Genomic DNA, 17,684 nt, shown 5'->3' with positions numbered 1-17,684 from the left:
CCTAATTTATGGACATTAAAGAAATACAAAATTTAATCAAATTTGTTGCAAAATCTGGAGCAAGTGAGGTAAAATTAGAAATGGATGATATTAAAATCACCATTAGAACTGGTAGTGAAACAGGTGATGTAACTTACGTTTCTCAGGCTGCTCCTATGCAAATGGCTCCTGCTCAACAAGCAGCACCTATGCAACAAGCTGCTCCTGTAGCAACACCTGCTGCACCTGCACCAGAGGCTGCTCCTGCTGCTAGTAATGATAAGTATATTACTGTAAAATCTCCTATTATTGGAACTTTTTATAGAAAAGCATCTCCAGATAAGCCTGCATTTGTTGAGGTAGGAGATAGTATTAAAGAAGGTGAAACATTATGTATTATTGAGGCCATGAAACTTTTCAACGAGATTGAAAGTGAAGTTTCAGGTACTATCGTAAAAGTGCTTATCGACGATTCCTCTCCTGTAGAATTTGATCAGCCATTATTTTTAGTAGATCCGTCTTAAGTAATAGAAGGATTTTTATGTCTTAGTGTTGGTATGGTTTCCGCTTTCGCGAAAGCGAACCACATACCGACACCTTAACTAAAAAGAAACATCATGTTTAAAAAAATATTGATTGCAAATCGCGGTGAAATAGCTCTAAGAGTTATACGTACTTGTAAGGAGATGGGAATAAAAACAGTAGCTGTTTATTCTACTGCCGATGCAGAAAGTCTTCACGTAAAATTTGCAGACGAAGCTGTGTGTATAGGACCACCTGCTAGTAGTGAGTCTTACTTAAAAATGTCTAACATTATAAGTGCCGCAGAAATTACAAATGCAGATGCAATCCATCCTGGTTATGGATTTTTATCTGAAAACGCAGATTTCTCTCGCATTTGTGATGAACATCAAATTAAATTTATAGGGGCGAGTTCAGAAATGATCTCTAAAATGGGAGATAAAGCAACTGCCAAAGAAACTATGAAAGCCGCAGGTGTACCTTGTGTTCCTGGTTCTGAGGGAATCATGGAAGATTTTGCTGACTGTTTAAAAACAGCTAGAGAAACCGGTTACCCTGTAATGCTTAAAGCTACTGCAGGTGGTGGTGGTAAAGGTATGCGTGCTGTGTGGAAAGAAGAAGATCTTCAAGATGCATGGGATAGTGCTCGTTATGAGTCTAAGGCTGCCTTTGGTAATGATGATATGTATATGGAAAAGCTTATTGAAGAGCCGCGCCATATTGAAATACAAATCGTAGGAGATAGTTATGGAAAAGCATGTCACTTAAGTGAGCGTGATTGTTCTGTACAAAGACGTCACCAGAAACTAACTGAAGAGGTACCTTCTCCTTTTATGACGAAGAAATTACGTAAAGATATGGGTGAAGCGGCTGTTAAAGCTGCAGAATACATTTCTTATGAAGGTGCAGGAACGGTAGAGTTTCTAGTAGATAAGCACCGCAATTTCTACTTTATGGAGATGAACACTCGTATCCAAGTAGAGCACCCTATTACAGAACAAGTAATAGACTTTGATCTTATTAGAGAGCAAATTCTTGTTGCCGCTGGTGTTAAGATTTCAGGAAAGAATTATGAGCCTGCCTTACACTCTATTGAGTGTAGGATAAATGCAGAAGATCCTTATCACGATTTCCGTCCTTCTCCAGGAAAAATTACAACATTACATGCACCTGGTGGTCATGGTGTAAGATTAGACACGCATGTATATGCTGGCTATTCTATCCCACCTAACTATGACTCAATGATTGCAAAGTTAATTACTACAGCGAGAACACGTCAGGAAGCTATCGATAAAATGAAAAGAGCTTTAGATGAATTTGTCATTGAAGGTATTAAAACGACAATTCCTTTCCATAGACAGCTTATGGAAGAGCCGGCTTATGTAGAAGGTAATTATACAACAGCTTTCATGGATACATTTAAAATGAAGTCTAAAGCTTAATTAGGCCTTAACTATATGATAAAGATCCTATCTAGTTTTACTAGATGGGATTTTTTTTATGGAATTAACCTGTCTTATATAGTTTTATTACTAGTTATTTAAAATATTTTTGAAAACCATTTGTTTATCGTTAATATGAAGTTCAAGTTCTTTCTTATTCTTTTGTGTTACAGTGGCATTGCTGGTGCGCAAGAATATGTAGGCTTGTTATCAAAACGAGTTGCGGTTAAAGATTCTGTTCTTGTGGATTCTATAAGTATAAGTCCCGCTTATTTTAAGGTTATGGATAAAAAAGGCGTCGTTATAGATAGATCTAGATATACCATCGATTATTCTAGGTCTTTACTTTTATTTAAAAATAAACTAGAAATAACGACAGATTCTATAGATTTGGTTTACAATCCGTTACCAGATTTTCTTACCAGAACGTATAGAATTTACGACCCTAAGATTATACTCGATAATGATAGTAAGCAAGAACAGCTTATCGCCTTGCAAGAGCCTACTGTTACTAACACTTTTGTACCTTTTAACGGTCTTCAAACATCTGGTAGTATTACTCGAGGTTTAAGAGTAGGTAACAACCAGAATAGTGTTGTAGACTCAGAATTAGATTTAAGGATTACAGGAAAATTAAGTGAAAAAGTTTCTTTGCGTGCGTCTATACAAGATGCAAATGTACCGCAAACTCAAAATGGGTATTCGCAGCGTCTAGACGAGTTTGATCAAATATTCATTGAATTATATAGTGATGACTGGAGCATAAGAGCTGGAGATGTAGATTTAATTCAAGAAGATTACCAGTTTAACAACTTTACAAAGCGTGTTCAAGGAATTTCTGGGCAAGTACAATTTAATGGAGAAGATTCCAGAGGTTATGCAGGTGCTGCAGGTGCTCTAGTTAGAGGAACATTTAATATAAGCAGGTTTACTGGTCAGGAGGGAAATCAGGGACCGTATAAGCTTACAGGTCAAAATGGCGAACTTTTCATACTTGTAGTTTCTGGTAGTGAGCGTGTTTTTGTTAATGGAATTCCTTTAACACGTGGTGAGAATAAGGATTATGTAATGGACTATAACGCAGGAGAGTTGCGATTTACACCTACATTTCCTGTCACTAGTGAGATGCGTATCTCTATAGAATATCAATACAGCGAGCGTAATTTTACTAGATTCATAGGTTATGGTAAAGGTGGCTATGAGTCTAAAAAGCTCAAAATAGACAGCTATATTTATACAGAAACTGATGCAAAAAATCAGCCTTTACAACAAAACCTAAGCGATGAGCAAGTCGCCATATTAGTACAAGCAGGTGATAATCCTGAACTAGCTATCGCACCTAGTGCTATTCCTGATGATTTTTCTGAAAACCAAATTCTATACCGCAGGGAATTCATTAATGGAGCAGAACGTTTTATATTTTCTCAAGACCCTAATGATACTTTATTTAATGTAAGGTTTAGTTTTTTAGGAATTAATCAAGGTAATTACCGTCTTATCAACGATCAGGCGATTGCAAATATTTATGAATATATCGCTCCTATAAACGGTGTGGCTCAAGGTAGTTATGAGCCGGTGATACAGTTGTTTACTCCAGAAATTCTTACTATAACTGGTCTTAAAGCAAGTTATGAACCTACCGCAGGAACTCAGGTTTTTACAGAATTTGCAGCGAGTAATAAAGATTTAAATAAATTTTCTAGCATTGATGATGGTGATAATAAAGGGGTTGCCTTAAAAATAGCGGCACAACAACAGTTGTTAGGTAAGGATAGCTTACAGTCGTTAAGTATTCAACTCAATACAGATTTTATACAAGAAAACTTCAGAAATGTAGAACGTGTCTATAACATAGAATTTAATCGCGATTGGAATTTAGAAACGGTGCAAGGCAGTCAGTTATTCACCACCTTAGGTCTTAATTATGAACGCGATTCTACTATTGCTGGCTCTTATACCTATCAACATTTAGAATTTGATAAGTTCTATAAAGGAAATCGTCATGAATTAGTAGGCTCTTATCAAGATAGTTTGTGGTTAGCTCGCTTTCGCGGAAGCGTGCTTAACACCAGCTCTATAGAACAAGAATCTCAGTTTAATCGTATAAATGTAGATGTTCTAAGAAAAATAAAAAAATATTATGCCGGTACTCGTATAGAAAGTGAAGATAACCAGCAGCGACTAGCTGTGACTAACGAGTTATCTGGATTATCTCAAAGATTTGCTGGATATGAGTTTTATGCTGGCCGTGGAGATACTACTACAACTTATGTGGAAGTAGGATATAGAAACCGCGTGAATGATAGCCTGCGGGATGATGGTAACCTGTCTAGAGTTAATACTTCTAATGATTATTACGTAAAATCTCAACCTATAAAAAATAAGGTAAGTACTCTATTAGTGTATGCCAATTATAGAAAATTAAAAAGCGTATTAGAAAACGTGGTCGACGAGGTTTCTTTTAATTCTAGAATTCAATACAAGCGTAAGATTTATGGAGGTAAAATTCTTTTAAATACTACTTATGAGACCAATAGTGCGAGAATCGCTAGGCAGGATTTTACTTACCTTTCTGTTAATCCTGGGCAAGGAACGTTTACGTGGATAGATTTTAATAACGATGGTATTCAGGATCTCAACGAGTTTGAAGTGGCTCAATTTCAGGATCAGGCTAGTTTTGTGAGGATATTGCTGCCTAATCAAGTGTTCTTACCTAGTCATCAAAATAAATTTTCACAAACACTTACTTTAAATCCTATCTCGTGGACTAGTGAAAAAGGTTTAAAACAGTTTCTATCTAGATTTTATAACCAGACCAGTTATTTAATAGATCGCATGGCAGCTAGAGAAGGTGAGAATTTTAATCTTAATCCATTTAGTACAAGTAGCGATCAGTTAGGGTTAAATTTAAGTTTTAGAAACAGTTTGTTTTTTAATCGTGGTAAGCAAAATTACACCACTAACTATACCTATTTAAGCACGGCAAATGAGAACCTGCAAAGCATAGGTAGTATCGCCAGTGATATAAAGAGTCATCAACTACGGTTTATACATAAGTTAAAAGATACGTGGTTGTTTAGTTTCAATGCGCAAAAAGGGAACAGTGCCAGTAGTAGTGAGAATTTTTCTAATAGAAATTTTGAGATTGAAGATGTTTTAGTAAATCCCCAACTTTCTTATTTGTTCAATAATAGCAACCGTCTAGAAGTGTTTTACGAATTTCAAAATAAGGATAATCAGGTGAATGATGTAGCTGTGTTAAACCAGCATAATATAGGTTTAGGCTGGGCATTTAATAAGGCTCAAAAATATGCTGTAAATGGCGAGATTAAATATGTGAAAAATGATTTTGAGGGTCAGGCATTTTCACCGGTAGGCTTCCAGATGTTAGAAGGTTTACAGCCAGGTACTAACTTTACTTGGAATTTTTTATTCCAGAAAAACCTGACTAAATTTCTAGATCTTAATTTAAGTTATAACGGGCGTAGTAGTGAAACAGCCCAAACCGTTCATACAGGTAGCGTGCAATTGAAGGCTTTTTTCTAGATAGCAAGAAATCCATTAATAGTAATTTCTAAATCTTTTTCTGCTGGTCTTCTTGCATTATCATCTACCATGCGGCCATTTTTATCAAACAACATATATCTAGGTATAGAGCTCACATTGTTATCTTGAAATAACTTTGCCTTAGGGTAATTGCGAGCGAGATAACTATTTTCTGTTAAGTTAAATTGTCTTGCAGCTCGTTCCCATTTCTCAGGATCTTTGTCTGTAGAAATAAAGATAAAAGTCACATCTTTTCCTTTGTATTTTTCTTGTAATTTTTCAGAATAAGGCATCATCGCCCTACACGGTCCACACCAGCTAGCCCATACATCTAGATATACTACTTTACCTTTATTATCTGCTAATATTTGTTCCAGGTTAGTGTAATTATTATCAAAATCTGTTAGGTGTACGATGTTATTACTAGAAATATCAGCGTCTGCAAATTTTACGACTTGTGTCTTTTCTGTTTTTTCAGCTTTTTCACCACAACTTGTGATTAGTATCGCTGTTATAATTAAAAGAATATTTTTCATTTTCTTGTTTTTGACTTTGATGTTCTTTAAACCTATTGTTTCTAACTAAACAAATATCGAACTAAATCTTCAATTTTTGAAAAGGCTTGTACTTCAGTTCCTGTGTTTTTAAATTCTTGTTTGCTAGGCGCGATAAAAACCTTATCAAAACCTAATTTTGCCACCTCGTTTACACGTTGCTCCATGCGGCTTACTGGTCGTATTTCACCACCTAATCCTACCTCTGCACTGAAACAATGCTGTGAGGATAACTCTAGGTCAAAGTTAGAAGATAAAATAGCAGCGACAACAGCAAGGTCTATCGCAGGGTCATCTACAGTGATACCACCAGTGATATTTAGAAACACATCTTTCTGGCCTAGTTTAAAACCAGCTCTTTTTTCAAGAACAGCTAGAATCATGTTGAGCCTCTTAAGATTGTAACCTGTCGCACTACGTTGTGGTGTTCCATAAACAGCTGTGCTTACTAGCGCTTGCACCTCTATCATAAGCGGTCGCATTCCTTCCATGGTAGCAGCTATTGCAGTACCGCTTAGTGTAGCGCCACGTTGTGAAATTAAGATCTCACTGGGGTTAGTCACTTCTCTTAATCCATGTCCTAGCATTTCATAAATGCCTATTTCATGCGTACTACCGAAACGGTTTTTAAGCGCTCTTAATATTCTATAGGTATGATTGCGATCTCCTTCAAATTGTAATACTGTGTCCACCATGTGTTCTAAGATCTTAGGACCAGCAATGTTACCATCCTTAGTAATGTGGCCTATAAGGAGCACAGGAGTGTTCGTTTCTTTGGCAAATTTAATAAGCTCACTGGTACATTCTCTTATTTGTGAGACACTTCCTGGTGAGCTTTCTATATGATCTGTTTGAAGTGTTTGTATAGAGTCTATAATCAAGACATCTGGCTGCACTTCAGTTATCTGTCTGAATATGTTTTGCGTTTTAGTCTCTGTTAGAATATAGCAATTAACGGTATCTTCTTTAATGCGATTTGCTCGCATTTTAATTTGTTGAGCACTTTCTTCACCAGATACATAAAGTGTCTTATAAGGTAAATTAAGACATACTTGAAGGAGTAAGGTGGATTTACCTATACCAGGCTCTCCTCCTAAAAGTGTAATAGAGCCAGGAACTAGTCCACCGCCTAGAACTCTATTAAACTCTGCATTTGTGGTGTCTAGTCTAGGACTCTCGGCAGCATTTATTTCTGATATTAATTGTGGTTTTGGGGTGCGCTTTCGCGAAAGCGGAACTTCTCCAACAGCACTTTCCCAAGTTTTTTTCTGTAATTTTTGAACGACCTCTTCAACTAGTGTATTCCATTCTTTGCAGGTAGAACACTGTCCTTGCCATTTAGAATGTTGCGAGCCGCAACTTTGACAAAACCACGTAGTCTTTACTTTAGCCATTTACTCTTTTTCTTTTATTTGCAGCAGTTCAACTTTATCAAGAACGTCTTCTTTAGTTATACCTACTGCTGGTTCTAGTCCATATGCGGCATTAAACGCTTTTATTGCTCTAGATGGTCTACCTATTCCTTCATAGCCTAATCCTTCTATATAATGGCCATAAAGAATGTCAGGATATACCTCGTTTGCTAGAACACCTATGTCTATAAGTTGATCCCAGTCCTGTTTTGCCTCTACATAATCAGCTATGGTGACTAGATCTACCAGGCGCAGTTTCATGTCTACTCCATAAACCTCTTTTATCAATCGATATTTTTCTTGAATACGATCAATGACGCGCACCATTCCTTTTTTCTTCTCGTCGCCTTCAAATTTAGCTTCTTCAGTGAGATCTTGTTTTAGTAATTTTTCTTCGTCTATAAGCTGGTATTCTTGAAAAATAAACTCTAGACCACGAGGTATTGCATGTGCTGCAACTGAGTATTTGTTAGTTCCTTCTATTTTCTCGTGTTTTAGATTAAGATTTTTTTTAGTAGTAAATAAGGAATCTGTCTCCTTTGTTATTATCTCATTTAGTGAGTCGTCGTTATCTGGTGTTGCTACGTAGAAATAGTTGTATTCCTGCAGTTGACTAAGTTTAGGAATCAGATTTTCCTGTATTATAGAAGAGTAATCTGGATCAATCTGTATCAATGCATCTACAGCTATTTTTTTACGCATGAGATAAAAACTGGCGAGGTTTGCTGTAATATCTTTGGCAACTATAACGGTAAAAGGTGCAACTCTATATTCATTTACCATGGTTTGTTTTATCTCCATCACAAAATCCATGAATTTAAGAGATTGTTGCTCTGGAAAACCTGACTCTCGATTTATTTCAGTTTCATCATAACGGCTTTGTCTTTGATTTATTCCTACTACAAAGCATTCTGGCATCTGATCCCAGTAAGCGAGATAGTCTGCAGTTCCTGCAACTGGTTCAAATAGATAATCTCCGTCTAAGACTATAATAAGAGGATAAGTCTTTTCTGGATTTTTAGAATAATTACGTGGTTTTAAAATTTTCACATTACGGTCTTCACCCAGTACGTCACTTGGAAAAGATCTATATAATGCTTGAGAGAATACTAGCTGTCCTATAAATAGGAGAATTGTGAAGGTTATAAACTTGTTCATATGGAAAATTTTATGATGGGAATTTACAATTATTTACTTGAAAGACTACCTCTTAAGGATAACAATAGTAAAGAAATTAGACCATATACGAGAACTAATATGGTTTGAGAAAGCCATAGTATCCATCCAAAGGATGTTCCTAATGTTTCTGAAATACCAAAAACTAACAATACCTGAGCAATAAAGTAAGGATATGCACCAAAGCCTCCATTTGTAAATGCAACTGCAAAACTACCAGCTACAAAGGCGCATAAAATAGCGCTTATAGGTATAGTCTCAATACCTGGGATAGCATAAAAGCTTACATAAAACATAACTAAGTACATGCCCCATATAAATAAAGTATGGAAGAAGTAGAGCCACTTTTTTTTCATGGTCCATATGGTCATAAAACCTTCTTTCATTCCTATTAAAAAGTCTTTTACTTTATAGAGGAATTGAAATTTTCTAGATATATAAATAATGGATATGATAATTAATAAAAAGACAGCAAGGTAGAGAGTTGCTTTTATAGGGTCCGCTTCCGCGAAAGCAGATTCTAAACGTTCTTTAAAAAAACTAATAATAGCATCGCCTGCACTAAGTACTGCGGTAGCGGTTATAATTAAAAGGATAATAAGGTCTAGAACACGCTCTGCGATAATAGTTCCTATTGCTTTATCCATAGGAATGTGGTCAGATCGGTTAATTATGGCTGCTCTTGAGATCTCTCCACTGCGTGGTATGATAAGATTCATGGCATAACCGGCACCTACGGCCATGACATTAGTGATGAATTTAGGTTTTTTCCCCAAAGATTCTAGCATGTAATTCCATCGCCATGCTCTTGACAAGTGACTTAAAAAGGCAAATGTAATGGCAAGCGCTATCCAGCTATAGTTTGCTTCTAGAAGGTAGAAGTAAATTTTTTTTCTCTCTTCATCGGTAAACTGGTTATAAGAAATGTAAATAAGAAAAAAGCCCAATAATAGAGGTAGAGCAATTTTTATTATTTTAAAAGCGGTAGGCTTCAATATTTATGAAAGCGTGTTGTCTTCTTCATTAGGGAAGAGAAGCGTAGGTTTAAATTTCTTAGCTTCGTCCATGCTCATTTGTGCATAGCATATAAGGATTAATACATCGCCTTTAGAAACTTTTCTAGCAGCGGCACCGTTAAGTGTTATTTCTCCACTACCACGAGGTCCTGGGATAGCATAGGTTTCTAAGCGATTACCGTTATTATTGTTAACGATTTGCACCTTTTCTCCTTCTACGATGTTTGCACCGTCCATAAGGTCTGCATCAATTGTGATGCTACCTATGTAGTTAAGATCTGCTCCGGTTACCTTAACGCGGTGAATTTTTGATTTTACAACTGTAATTAACATGTGGCAAATATACGATTTACTATAAATTATTTTATCATAGCTTTTAATTTCTTGTTTAAGAGCTAGTTTTGGGGTAGGGAGATGTTATCTATTAATCGCACTCCTTCTATACGGGCGACTATAAAACCTCTATAATGGTGTTTTTTGTACTTGCGTTTTACTGGGTGCAATGTCTCTTCACTAGTAATTGTGAAATACTCAAGTGTGAAGTCAGGTTGTTGTTTAAAAAAGTTTTCTATAAGTTTTTGTGTTTTTAAAATACTATTACTTTTAAAATATGGCTGGGCTTTACTAATGGTAGCATATATAAAAGCTGCTTTTTCTCTCGCTAGAGGGGATAATTGTTCATTTCTAGAACTCATTGCAAGACCATGAGGTTCTCTTTTTATTGGGCAACCTACTATTTTTAGGTCTAGATTTAGGTTTTCAACTAGTTTTTTAACTATTTGTAATTGTTGAAAATCTTTTTCTCCAAAAAAAGCTTTGTCTGGTGATACTGCTTTAAAAAGAAATTCTAAGATAGTACCGACACCATCAAAATGCCCAGGGCGATTTGCGCCTTCCATCACATTTTCTAATCCGCTGTAAGAATATTTTTTTGCGGCAGTATTGTTCCCATAAACATCTTCAACACTGGGTGCGTAGACAGTTAGCTTGTTAGAATCTATATGTTTTTTAATAAAAAGAACATCTTTTTCTACGGTACGTGGATATTTGTCTAAATCATTTCTATTATCAAACTGGGTCGGATTTACAAAAATGGATACGACTAGATGATCACATTCTGAAATAGCTTGTTTCATTAAAGAAATGTGACCCTCATGAAGTGCGCCCATTGTTGGGACAAATCCTACAGTTTTTTTACGGTGGATATGATCGTTAAGGTATTCTGTAAGCAGTTTATGTGAATCAAAAATCATAACATTCTTTAACATGATAGTGCCTACAAACATAAGGTTTACAAAGCAAAGTGCAAGAAATTGCTTATTTTTGCAACTTGCTAAAAGTTAGGCAACAATAAAAAGATCTATGAAGGAAAAAAGAGTTCTATACGTATCATCAGAAGTTATACCATATTTACCAGAGACAGAAGCCTCATCTATGTCTTATTTTGCTCCTAAAATGGTGAACGATCGCGGTGGTCAAATACGTATTTTTATGCCAAGATTCGGTAATATAAATGAGAGAAGACACCAGCTGCACGAGGTGATCCGTCTAAGTGGTATGAACCTGATTATTAATGATCTAGATATGCCTCTTATTATAAAAGTGGCGTCTATTCCTAAAGAACGTATGCAAGTTTACTTCATTGATAATGAAGATTACTTTAAAAGAAAGGCGACTCTTACAGATGAAGATGGTGAGTTGTTTCCTGATAACGATGAGCGTGCTATTTTCTTTGCAAAAGGAGTTATTGAAACTGTAAAAAAATTGAACTGGGCGCCAGATATTATTCATGTTCATGGTTGGTTAGCTAGTTTGCTTCCGTTGTATTTGAAAAATTATTATGGTAATGATCCATTATTTGAAGAAAGTAAAATAGTTACCTCTATATATAATCAATCTTTTGAAGGAGCGTTAGATGATGAGATGGTTGAGAAACTTCAGTATGACGCATTGGACGACGAGGCACTCGAAGAATTTGAAGATCCTACGTATGTTAATTTAATGAAAAGCGCTATTAAATATAGTGATGCCGTTATTAAAGGTAGTGAAGAATTAGATTCAGAAATTGATGAGTATATTGATGGGCAAGTGGATAAGCCTGTTCTGAAATATTACTCTCCAGAAGAATTTGCCGATGCTTATGAGGAATTCTATCTTGATCAAGTTTTAAACGAAAAACAAGAAGAAGCTTAAGAAAATGAAAAAAATGTTATGTAGTGCTGCGGTTGCTATCGCGGTAGTGTTAGGAGTGGTGTCCTGTGATAATGATTTAACTCCTTTGGGAGCAAACTTTTTAGGAGAAGATGCTTCTGATGTGATACAAGAAGCGGTATTTGATTTAAAGACTTATAGTGTGCCAGTTCATCCTGTCCAGACTAATAATTTCACCTCTTTTCCTTTGGGTACTTATAATGATCCGGTTTACGGTAGGACTACTTACGGTATCGTAAGTCAGGTTAATTTAGCAAATTCTAATGTTGATTTTAGTGGTAATGCTGTGTTGAAGGATGTTTACCTTGATGTGCCTTACTATTCAAGAGCGATATCTATTCAGGATGAGGCGACCACTTATCAATTAGACTCTATATATGGAAATCAATCAGTTGATTTAAAAATTTATAGAAATGGGTATTTTTTAAGTAGCTTTAGCGGTGAGGATGTTACTCAAGGCGCGGTTTATTACTCTGATCTAGATCAGATCATAGATTCTAATAAAGGAGAATTGATTTATAGGGATGAAACGTTTATACCTGTTAATGCAGAAGAACTGATAACTGAAATAGGTGATGAAGGTGTAAGTGAGGTTGTAGAGCGATTAGCTCCAAGGCTTAGAGTTGGTTTAACCATGGATCAATGGAAAGAGTTATTATTTCAATTAGATACTGATGGTTCTATTATTGATTCGAGACCTGAGTTATCATCTGCTAGTAATTTTCAAAATTATTTCAGAGGACTTTATTTTAAGATAGAAGCAGCAAATGGTGATGGGAATATGATTCATCTAGATTTAAACGCTGCATCAATAACCTACGTGGTAGAGGCTGATACAGGTTTAATAGATGAGAATGATAGTGATGGCGATGGCGACGTGACAGATGCTATAAGGGTGGTGTCGGAATATCGTATTAATTTTAATGGCAATAAAGCTGTGTTGATTGATAACGATTTCTCACCGACTGTGCAGGCAGACATAGCAGCCTCTAGCGATCCTATTAATGGTGCTGAAAACTTATATTTAAAAGGTGGTCCTGGTTCTTTAGCTGTTATAGAGTTATTCGGTCAGGCTACTAATGATGTGGATGGCGAGGCTCCTGAATTAACCCAAATTATTGAAAACGATTGGTTAATTAATGAAGCCTCTATTGAGTTTCATGTGAATCAATCTATTGTTGAAGGCGGAGAATCAGAGCCAGAACGTATTTTGATATATGATTATGACGATAATACAATACTTGCTGATTTTGTTTTCGGTACATCTTCGGCGGCTATAGCTCCTGTTAACGCTAATACAAATCACTTAGGTAGGCTAGAGAGAGTTGTTGAAGATGATTTAGATTCTGACGGGACGAGTTATAAAATTAGAATTACCCAACATTTAAATAATATAATTCAAGGTACTATTGAGAATAATAGATTAGCTATTGTTACTAGTCAAAACGTAACATTACTAGGAAATACAGGTGTACAGGACACTCCTGTTAATAATTCAGATTTAGAGATGATACCCCTAGGCGCAGCTATTTCTCATGAAGGAACAGTTATTTATGGAAACCTTTCCCCTGAGGTGGATAAAAGGCCTGTTTTAAAGGTGTATTATTCAGAAACAACCAACTAAAAAAAACAAATATGTGTGGAATCGTAGGTTACATAGGGCACCGTAAGGCGTACCCTATAGTATTAAATGGTTTAAAAAGACTTGAGTATAGAGGTTATGATAGTGCAGGAATCGCTATTTATGACGGCAAAGAATTGAAATTCTCAAAAACGAAGGGTAAAGTAGTAGATCTAGAAAAAAAGCTTGAAGCAGAGATTTCTACTGAAGGTACTATCGCTATAGGTCATACTAGATGGGCTACTCATGGGGTTCCTAATGATATTAATTCGCATCCTCATTTTTCTAATAGTGGTGATTTAGTTATCATACATAATGGTATCATTGAAAATTATGAGCCTTTAAAGCAAGAATTAAAAAACAGAGGCTATTCTTTTCAATCAGATACTGACACAGAGGTTTTAGTGAACCTTATAGAAGATGTAAAAAAGAAAGAAAAGGTAAAGTTAGGAAAAGCCGTTCAAATTGCATTGAATCAAACTATCGGCGCTTATGCTATCGCTGTTTTTGATCGTAAAAAACCCAATGAAATTGTTGTGGCTCGTTTGGGCTCACCACTTGCTATAGGTGTAGGTGAGAACGAATACTTTATTGCTAGTGATGCAAGTCCTTTTTTGGAATATACTAAAAACGCTATCTATTTAGAAGATGGCGAGATGGCTGTTGTGCGTACTCATAAAGACATGAAAGTTAGAAAAATTCATGATGATTCTTTGGTAGATCCATACGTACAAGAATTACAAATGAATCTTGAGCAAATAGAAAAAGGTGGTTACGATCATTTTATGCTTAAAGAGATTTATGAGCAGCCAGACGCTATTAGGGACACCTTTAGAGGTCGTATGCTTGCAGATCAGGGTATTATCAAAATGGCCGGAATAGATGATCATATTGATAAGTTTATCAATGCAAAACGTATATTAATAGTCGCTTGTGGTACCTCATGGCACGCAGGTCTTGTGGCAGAGTATGTTTTTGAAGAATTAGCACGTGTGCCAGTAGAAGTGGAGTATGCGTCTGAGTTTAGATACCGTAATCCCGTAATAGATAAGGAAGATGTTCTTATCGCTATTTCTCAATCAGGAGAAACTGCAGACACTATGGCTGCTATTAAACTGGCCAAAGAAAGTGGCGCATTTGTTTTTGGTGTATGTAACGTAGTAGGTAGTTCTATTTCTAGAGAGACTCATGCAGGTGCTTATACACATGCAGGGCCAGAAATAGGAGTGGCGTCTACTAAGGCGTTTACTACTCAAATAACTGTGCTTACATTAATAGCATTGCAGTTAGCTAAGAAAAAAGGTAAAATTTCAACTAGCGATTTCTATACTTATCTAAGAGAGTTAGATAGTATTCCAGAAAAAGTTGCCGAAGCATTAACGTCAAATGAGCATATTGAAAAAATAGCCGCTATATATAAGGATGCTAAAAACTGTCTTTACTTAGGGCGTGGTTTTAATTTCCCTGTAGCGTTAGAAGGTGCCTTAAAACTTAAAGAAATTAGTTACATCCACGCAGAGGGCTATCCTGCTGCCGAAATGAAGCACGGTCCTATCGCCCTTATAGATGAGCAAATGCCAGTAGTTGTCATAGCAACTAAGAAAGGTCATTATGAAAAGGTAGTAAGTAATATCCAAGAAATAAAGTCTCGTAGTGGTAAAATTATCGGTATCGTTACTAAAGGTGATGTAGATGTTAAAAACCTTGCAGACCATGTTATCGAGGTGCCGGAGACCATTGAGTTGATGACACCATTGTTAACTACTATCCCTTTGCAATTACTTTCTTACCACATAGCGGTAATGTTAGACAAGAACGTAGATCAGCCTCGTAATCTTGCAAAAAGTGTTACCGTAGAGTAGGTAGGCCATATGTATATAGTTGAATAGCCATTTCTTTAAGGAATGGCTATTTTATTTTCGCTTTCGCGAAAGCGGAATTTCCTATATTATTATCGATCTCATTTACAGATTAATACGTACATGCGTTTCTTCGTACAGCTCTAATATTAAAGAGCGCTAAAAAAATTAAAAAACAGCTTAATTTTATAAAGATGAAAGCAGTATCTTTGCGCGACGAAAAACAGCCGTTAAAAGCTGTATCTTTTTAAGTTTTAAAACATTATATAAATGTCTCAAATTACAGGTAGCGTTTCACAAATCATCGGACCGGTGGTAGATGTAACATTTGACAGTGCAGAAGGCGCACTTCCTAAAATTTATGATTCACTAGAAATCGCAAAAAAGGACGGTTCTTTACTAGTACTAGAAGTACAATCTCACATAGGTGAGAGCACAGTAAGAACAATATCTATGGATTCTACAGATGGTCTAAGTCGTGGTACAGCGGTTAAAGCAACAGGTAATCCTATTAAAATGCCAGTAGGTGATGACGTTTACGGTCGTCTATTTAATGTAATCGGTGATGCCATTGACGGTTTAGGAGACCTTCCTAAAACTGGAAAAGATGGTCTTTCCATTCACAGAGATGCACCAGCATTTGAAGATCTTTCTACTTCTACCGAAGTCCTTTATACAGGTATAAAAGTAATCGATCTTATCGAGCCTTATGCAAAAGGTGGTAAGATTGGGCTTTTTGGTGGAGCAGGAGTTGGTAAGACAGTATTAATTCAAGAATTGATTAATAACATTGCAAAAGGTCACGGTGGACTTTCAGTTTTTGCTGGAGTTGGTGAGCGTACTCGTGAAGGAAATGATCTTTTACGTGAGATGTTAGAGTCAGGTATTATCAAGTACGGTGATGACTTCATGCACTCTATGGAAGAAGGCGGTTGGGATTTACAAAAGGTTGATAAAGCCGGAATGAGAGAATCTAAAGCAACTTTCGTATTTGGACAAATGAATGAGCCACCAGGTGCTCGTGCTCGTGTGGCACTTTCTGGTCTTACGATAGCAGAATATTTCCGTGATGGAGCTGGTGATGGACAAGGGAAAGATGTTCTTTTCTTCGTTGATAACATATTCCGTTTCACACAAGCAGGTTCTGAGGTGTCGGCGCTATTAGGTCGTATGCCATCTGCAGTAGGGTATCAACCTACACTAGCAACAGAAATGGGTGCGATGCAGGAAAGAATTACTTCTACTAAAAAAGGATCTATTACATCTGTACAGGCGGTTTATGTACCTGCAGATGATTTAACAGATCCTGCACCAGCAACAACATTTGCTCACCTTGACGCAACTACTGTATTGTCTCGTAAAATTGCAGAATTAGGTATCTACCCAGCGGTAGATCCTCTAGATTCTACATCTCGTATTCTTGCAGCAGATATTTTAGGTGATGAGCACTACGATTGTGCTACTCGTGTAAAAGAATTATTACAGCGTTATAAAGAACTTCAGGATATTATTGCCATTCTAGGTATGGAAGAATTATCTGAAGAAGATAAAATGGCTGTAAACCGCGCGCGTCGTGTGCAACGTTTCTTATCTCAACCTTTCCACGTTGCAGAGCAGTTTACTGGTCTTAAAGGTGTGTTAGTTGATATTAAAGATACTATCAAAGGATTTAACATGATTATGGATGGAGAGTTAGATCACCTTCCAGAAAGTGCATTTAACCTTAAAGGTACTATCGAAGAGGCTATCGAGGCAGGAGAAAAAATGCTTTCTGAAGCATAATATAAGTATAACAGTTACCGTCGTCTTGATCTGATTAAGACGACTGTATACTGTGATATAAAATTATACAAATATGATTTTAGAAATAGTTACACCAGAATTAACACTTTTTAAAGGTGAAGTAGAATCTGTGTCTGTACCTGGTATAAATGGACAGTTTCAGATGTTAGATAATCACGCGCCAGTAGTGTCGTTATTATCTAAAGGTGCTGTAAAAATATTTGGTAATGTAGTGTTAGATAAAGATAACGCTGCTCTTTTTACAAAAGAAGATGGTACAACTAACTTTGCTATTACTGGAGGAGTGTTAGAAATGAAAGATAATAAGGCGATAGTACTAGCAGATTAATAACGTTCTTATAATAATATATTAAAGCCTCGATCTATGGATCGAGGCTTTTTTTATATAGGACATTTGATTTCTTAAGATTATTTCTATTAGTTCTTTAAGGAGCTTCTTGTGTGTTTTACTAGAACGTTCTTAGGATTATACCAATTTAGTTCTTAAATGCCGCATAAAAAGCTTTTAGATAATGATGATTTCCTGTGATTGATTTTATAGTT

General features: G+C 36.2%; 14 protein-coding genes. 8 read left to right on the top strand and 6 right to left on the bottom strand.

Annotated elements, in window-relative coordinates; all coding sequences use genetic code 11:
- Window positions 1-8: 8 nt before the first annotated feature.
- The 3 genes from accB to Q0838_RS11390 all read left to right on the top strand — a co-directional run bounded on the left by accB (window position 9) and on the right by Q0838_RS11390 (window position 5,489).
- Window positions 9-503 carry an acetyl-CoA carboxylase biotin carboxyl carrier protein gene (gene accB / locus Q0838_RS11400; RefSeq protein ID WP_298954998.1) on the top strand — a complete coding sequence of 165 codons (495 nt, stop codon included), beginning with the start codon at window positions 9-11 and terminating at the stop codon, window positions 501-503.
- Between the two features lie 93 nt (window positions 504-596).
- Window positions 597-1,943 (top strand): acetyl-CoA carboxylase biotin carboxylase subunit, encoded by a 1,347-nt coding sequence (accC, locus tag Q0838_RS11395; protein WP_298954996.1) that lies wholly within the window; start codon window positions 597-599, stop codon window positions 1,941-1,943.
- Between the two features lie 135 nt (window positions 1,944-2,078).
- Window positions 2,079-5,489: a hypothetical protein gene (locus tag Q0838_RS11390; RefSeq protein WP_298954993.1), complete on the top strand. Its 3,411-nt coding sequence runs from the start codon at window positions 2,079-2,081 to the stop codon at window positions 5,487-5,489.
- Here the strand turns inward: Q0838_RS11390 and Q0838_RS11385 are convergent.
- The 6 genes from Q0838_RS11385 to panC all read right to left on the bottom strand — a co-directional run bounded on the left by Q0838_RS11385 (window position 5,486) and on the right by panC (window position 10,933).
- The gene (locus Q0838_RS11385; protein ID WP_298954990.1) at window positions 5,486-6,025 is read right to left on the bottom strand and encodes a TlpA disulfide reductase family protein; all 540 of its coding nucleotides are present in this window, start codon (window positions 6,023-6,025) and stop codon (window positions 5,486-5,488) included. The two genes, Q0838_RS11390 and Q0838_RS11385, sit on opposite strands and share 4 nt — an antisense overlap.
- A 41-nt stretch (window positions 6,026-6,066) precedes the next feature.
- Entirely contained in the window at window positions 6,067-7,437 is a 1,371-nt protein-coding gene (radA, locus tag Q0838_RS11380) for a DNA repair protein RadA (RefSeq protein WP_298954987.1), read from the bottom strand.
- Complete coding sequence (locus tag Q0838_RS11375; RefSeq protein ID WP_298954985.1) at window positions 7,438-8,613, bottom strand: alpha/beta hydrolase-fold protein; 1,176 nt, start codon at window positions 8,611-8,613, stop codon at window positions 7,438-7,440.
- A 29-nt stretch (window positions 8,614-8,642) separates the two neighbouring features.
- Window positions 8,643-9,626: a lysylphosphatidylglycerol synthase transmembrane domain-containing protein gene (locus Q0838_RS11370; protein WP_298954982.1), complete on the bottom strand. Its 984-nt coding sequence runs from the start codon at window positions 9,624-9,626 to the stop codon at window positions 8,643-8,645.
- A gap of 3 nt (window positions 9,627-9,629) precedes the next feature.
- Window positions 9,630-9,980, bottom strand: a complete 351-nt coding sequence (gene panD, locus Q0838_RS11365; protein WP_298954979.1) for an aspartate 1-decarboxylase — start codon at window positions 9,978-9,980, stop codon at window positions 9,630-9,632.
- A gap of 62 nt (window positions 9,981-10,042) precedes the next feature.
- Entirely contained in the window at window positions 10,043-10,933 is an 891-nt protein-coding gene (gene panC / locus Q0838_RS11360; protein WP_298954976.1) for a pantoate--beta-alanine ligase, read from the bottom strand.
- Between the two features lie 76 nt (window positions 10,934-11,009).
- Between panC and Q0838_RS11355 the strand changes: the two genes are divergently transcribed.
- The 5 genes from Q0838_RS11355 to Q0838_RS11335 all read left to right on the top strand — a co-directional run bounded on the left by Q0838_RS11355 (window position 11,010) and on the right by Q0838_RS11335 (window position 17,469).
- Complete coding sequence (locus tag Q0838_RS11355; RefSeq protein ID WP_298954974.1) at window positions 11,010-11,840, top strand: glycogen/starch synthase; 831 nt, start codon at window positions 11,010-11,012, stop codon at window positions 11,838-11,840.
- 4 nt (window positions 11,841-11,844) lie between these two features.
- Window positions 11,845-13,482, top strand: coding sequence for a DUF4270 domain-containing protein (locus Q0838_RS11350; protein WP_298954972.1), 1,638 nt, complete (start codon window positions 11,845-11,847; stop codon window positions 13,480-13,482).
- Window positions 13,483-13,493: 11 nt separating this feature from the next.
- Complete coding sequence (glmS, locus tag Q0838_RS11345) at window positions 13,494-15,341, top strand: glutamine--fructose-6-phosphate transaminase (isomerizing) (protein ID WP_298954970.1); 1,848 nt, start codon at window positions 13,494-13,496, stop codon at window positions 15,339-15,341.
- Between the two features lie 267 nt (window positions 15,342-15,608).
- A complete protein-coding gene (gene atpD / locus Q0838_RS11340; RefSeq protein WP_298954968.1) occupies window positions 15,609-17,120 on the top strand; it encodes a F0F1 ATP synthase subunit beta in 1,512 nt (503 codons plus the stop codon).
- Between the two features lie 73 nt (window positions 17,121-17,193).
- A complete protein-coding gene (locus tag Q0838_RS11335) occupies window positions 17,194-17,469 on the top strand; it encodes a F0F1 ATP synthase subunit epsilon (protein WP_298954964.1) in 276 nt (91 codons plus the stop codon).
- Window positions 17,470-17,684: the final 215 nt, after the last annotated feature.

Origin of the sequence: uncultured Nonlabens sp., assembly GCF_947495285.1 — a bacterium.
Lineage (GTDB): Bacteria > Bacteroidota > Bacteroidia > Flavobacteriales > Flavobacteriaceae > Nonlabens.
This window is presented reverse-complemented; position numbering and strand designations above follow the sequence as displayed.

What these genes read in the sequence shown, in the direction of transcription:
- Q0838_RS11385 (WP_298954990.1), bottom strand. Translation starts at nt 6,025, where the DNA reads ATGAAAAATATTCTTTTAATTATAACAGCGATACTAATCACAAGTTGT.
- Q0838_RS11355 (WP_298954974.1), top strand. Translation starts at nt 11,010, where the DNA reads ATGAAGGAAAAAAGAGTTCTATACGTATCATCAGAAGTTATACCATAT.
- accC (WP_298954996.1), top strand. Translation starts at nt 597, where the DNA reads ATGTTTAAAAAAATATTGATTGCAAATCGCGGTGAAATAGCTCTAAGA.
- Q0838_RS11375 (WP_298954985.1), bottom strand. Translation starts at nt 8,613, where the DNA reads ATGAACAAGTTTATAACCTTCACAATTCTCCTATTTATAGGACAGCTA.
- accB (WP_298954998.1), top strand. Translation starts at nt 9, where the DNA reads ATGGACATTAAAGAAATACAAAATTTAATCAAATTTGTTGCAAAATCT.
- panD (WP_298954979.1), bottom strand. Translation starts at nt 9,980, where the DNA reads ATGTTAATTACAGTTGTAAAATCAAAAATTCACCGCGTTAAGGTAACC.
- Q0838_RS11335 (WP_298954964.1), top strand. Translation starts at nt 17,194, where the DNA reads ATGATTTTAGAAATAGTTACACCAGAATTAACACTTTTTAAAGGTGAA.
- Q0838_RS11350 (WP_298954972.1), top strand. Translation starts at nt 11,845, where the DNA reads ATGAAAAAAATGTTATGTAGTGCTGCGGTTGCTATCGCGGTAGTGTTA.
- Q0838_RS11390 (WP_298954993.1), top strand. Translation starts at nt 2,079, where the DNA reads ATGAAGTTCAAGTTCTTTCTTATTCTTTTGTGTTACAGTGGCATTGCT.
- panC (WP_298954976.1), bottom strand. Translation starts at nt 10,933, where the DNA reads ATGTTTGTAGGCACTATCATGTTAAAGAATGTTATGATTTTTGATTCA.
- radA (WP_298954987.1), bottom strand. Translation starts at nt 7,437, where the DNA reads ATGGCTAAAGTAAAGACTACGTGGTTTTGTCAAAGTTGCGGCTCGCAA.
- glmS (WP_298954970.1), top strand. Translation starts at nt 13,494, where the DNA reads ATGTGTGGAATCGTAGGTTACATAGGGCACCGTAAGGCGTACCCTATA.
- atpD (WP_298954968.1), top strand. Translation starts at nt 15,609, where the DNA reads ATGTCTCAAATTACAGGTAGCGTTTCACAAATCATCGGACCGGTGGTA.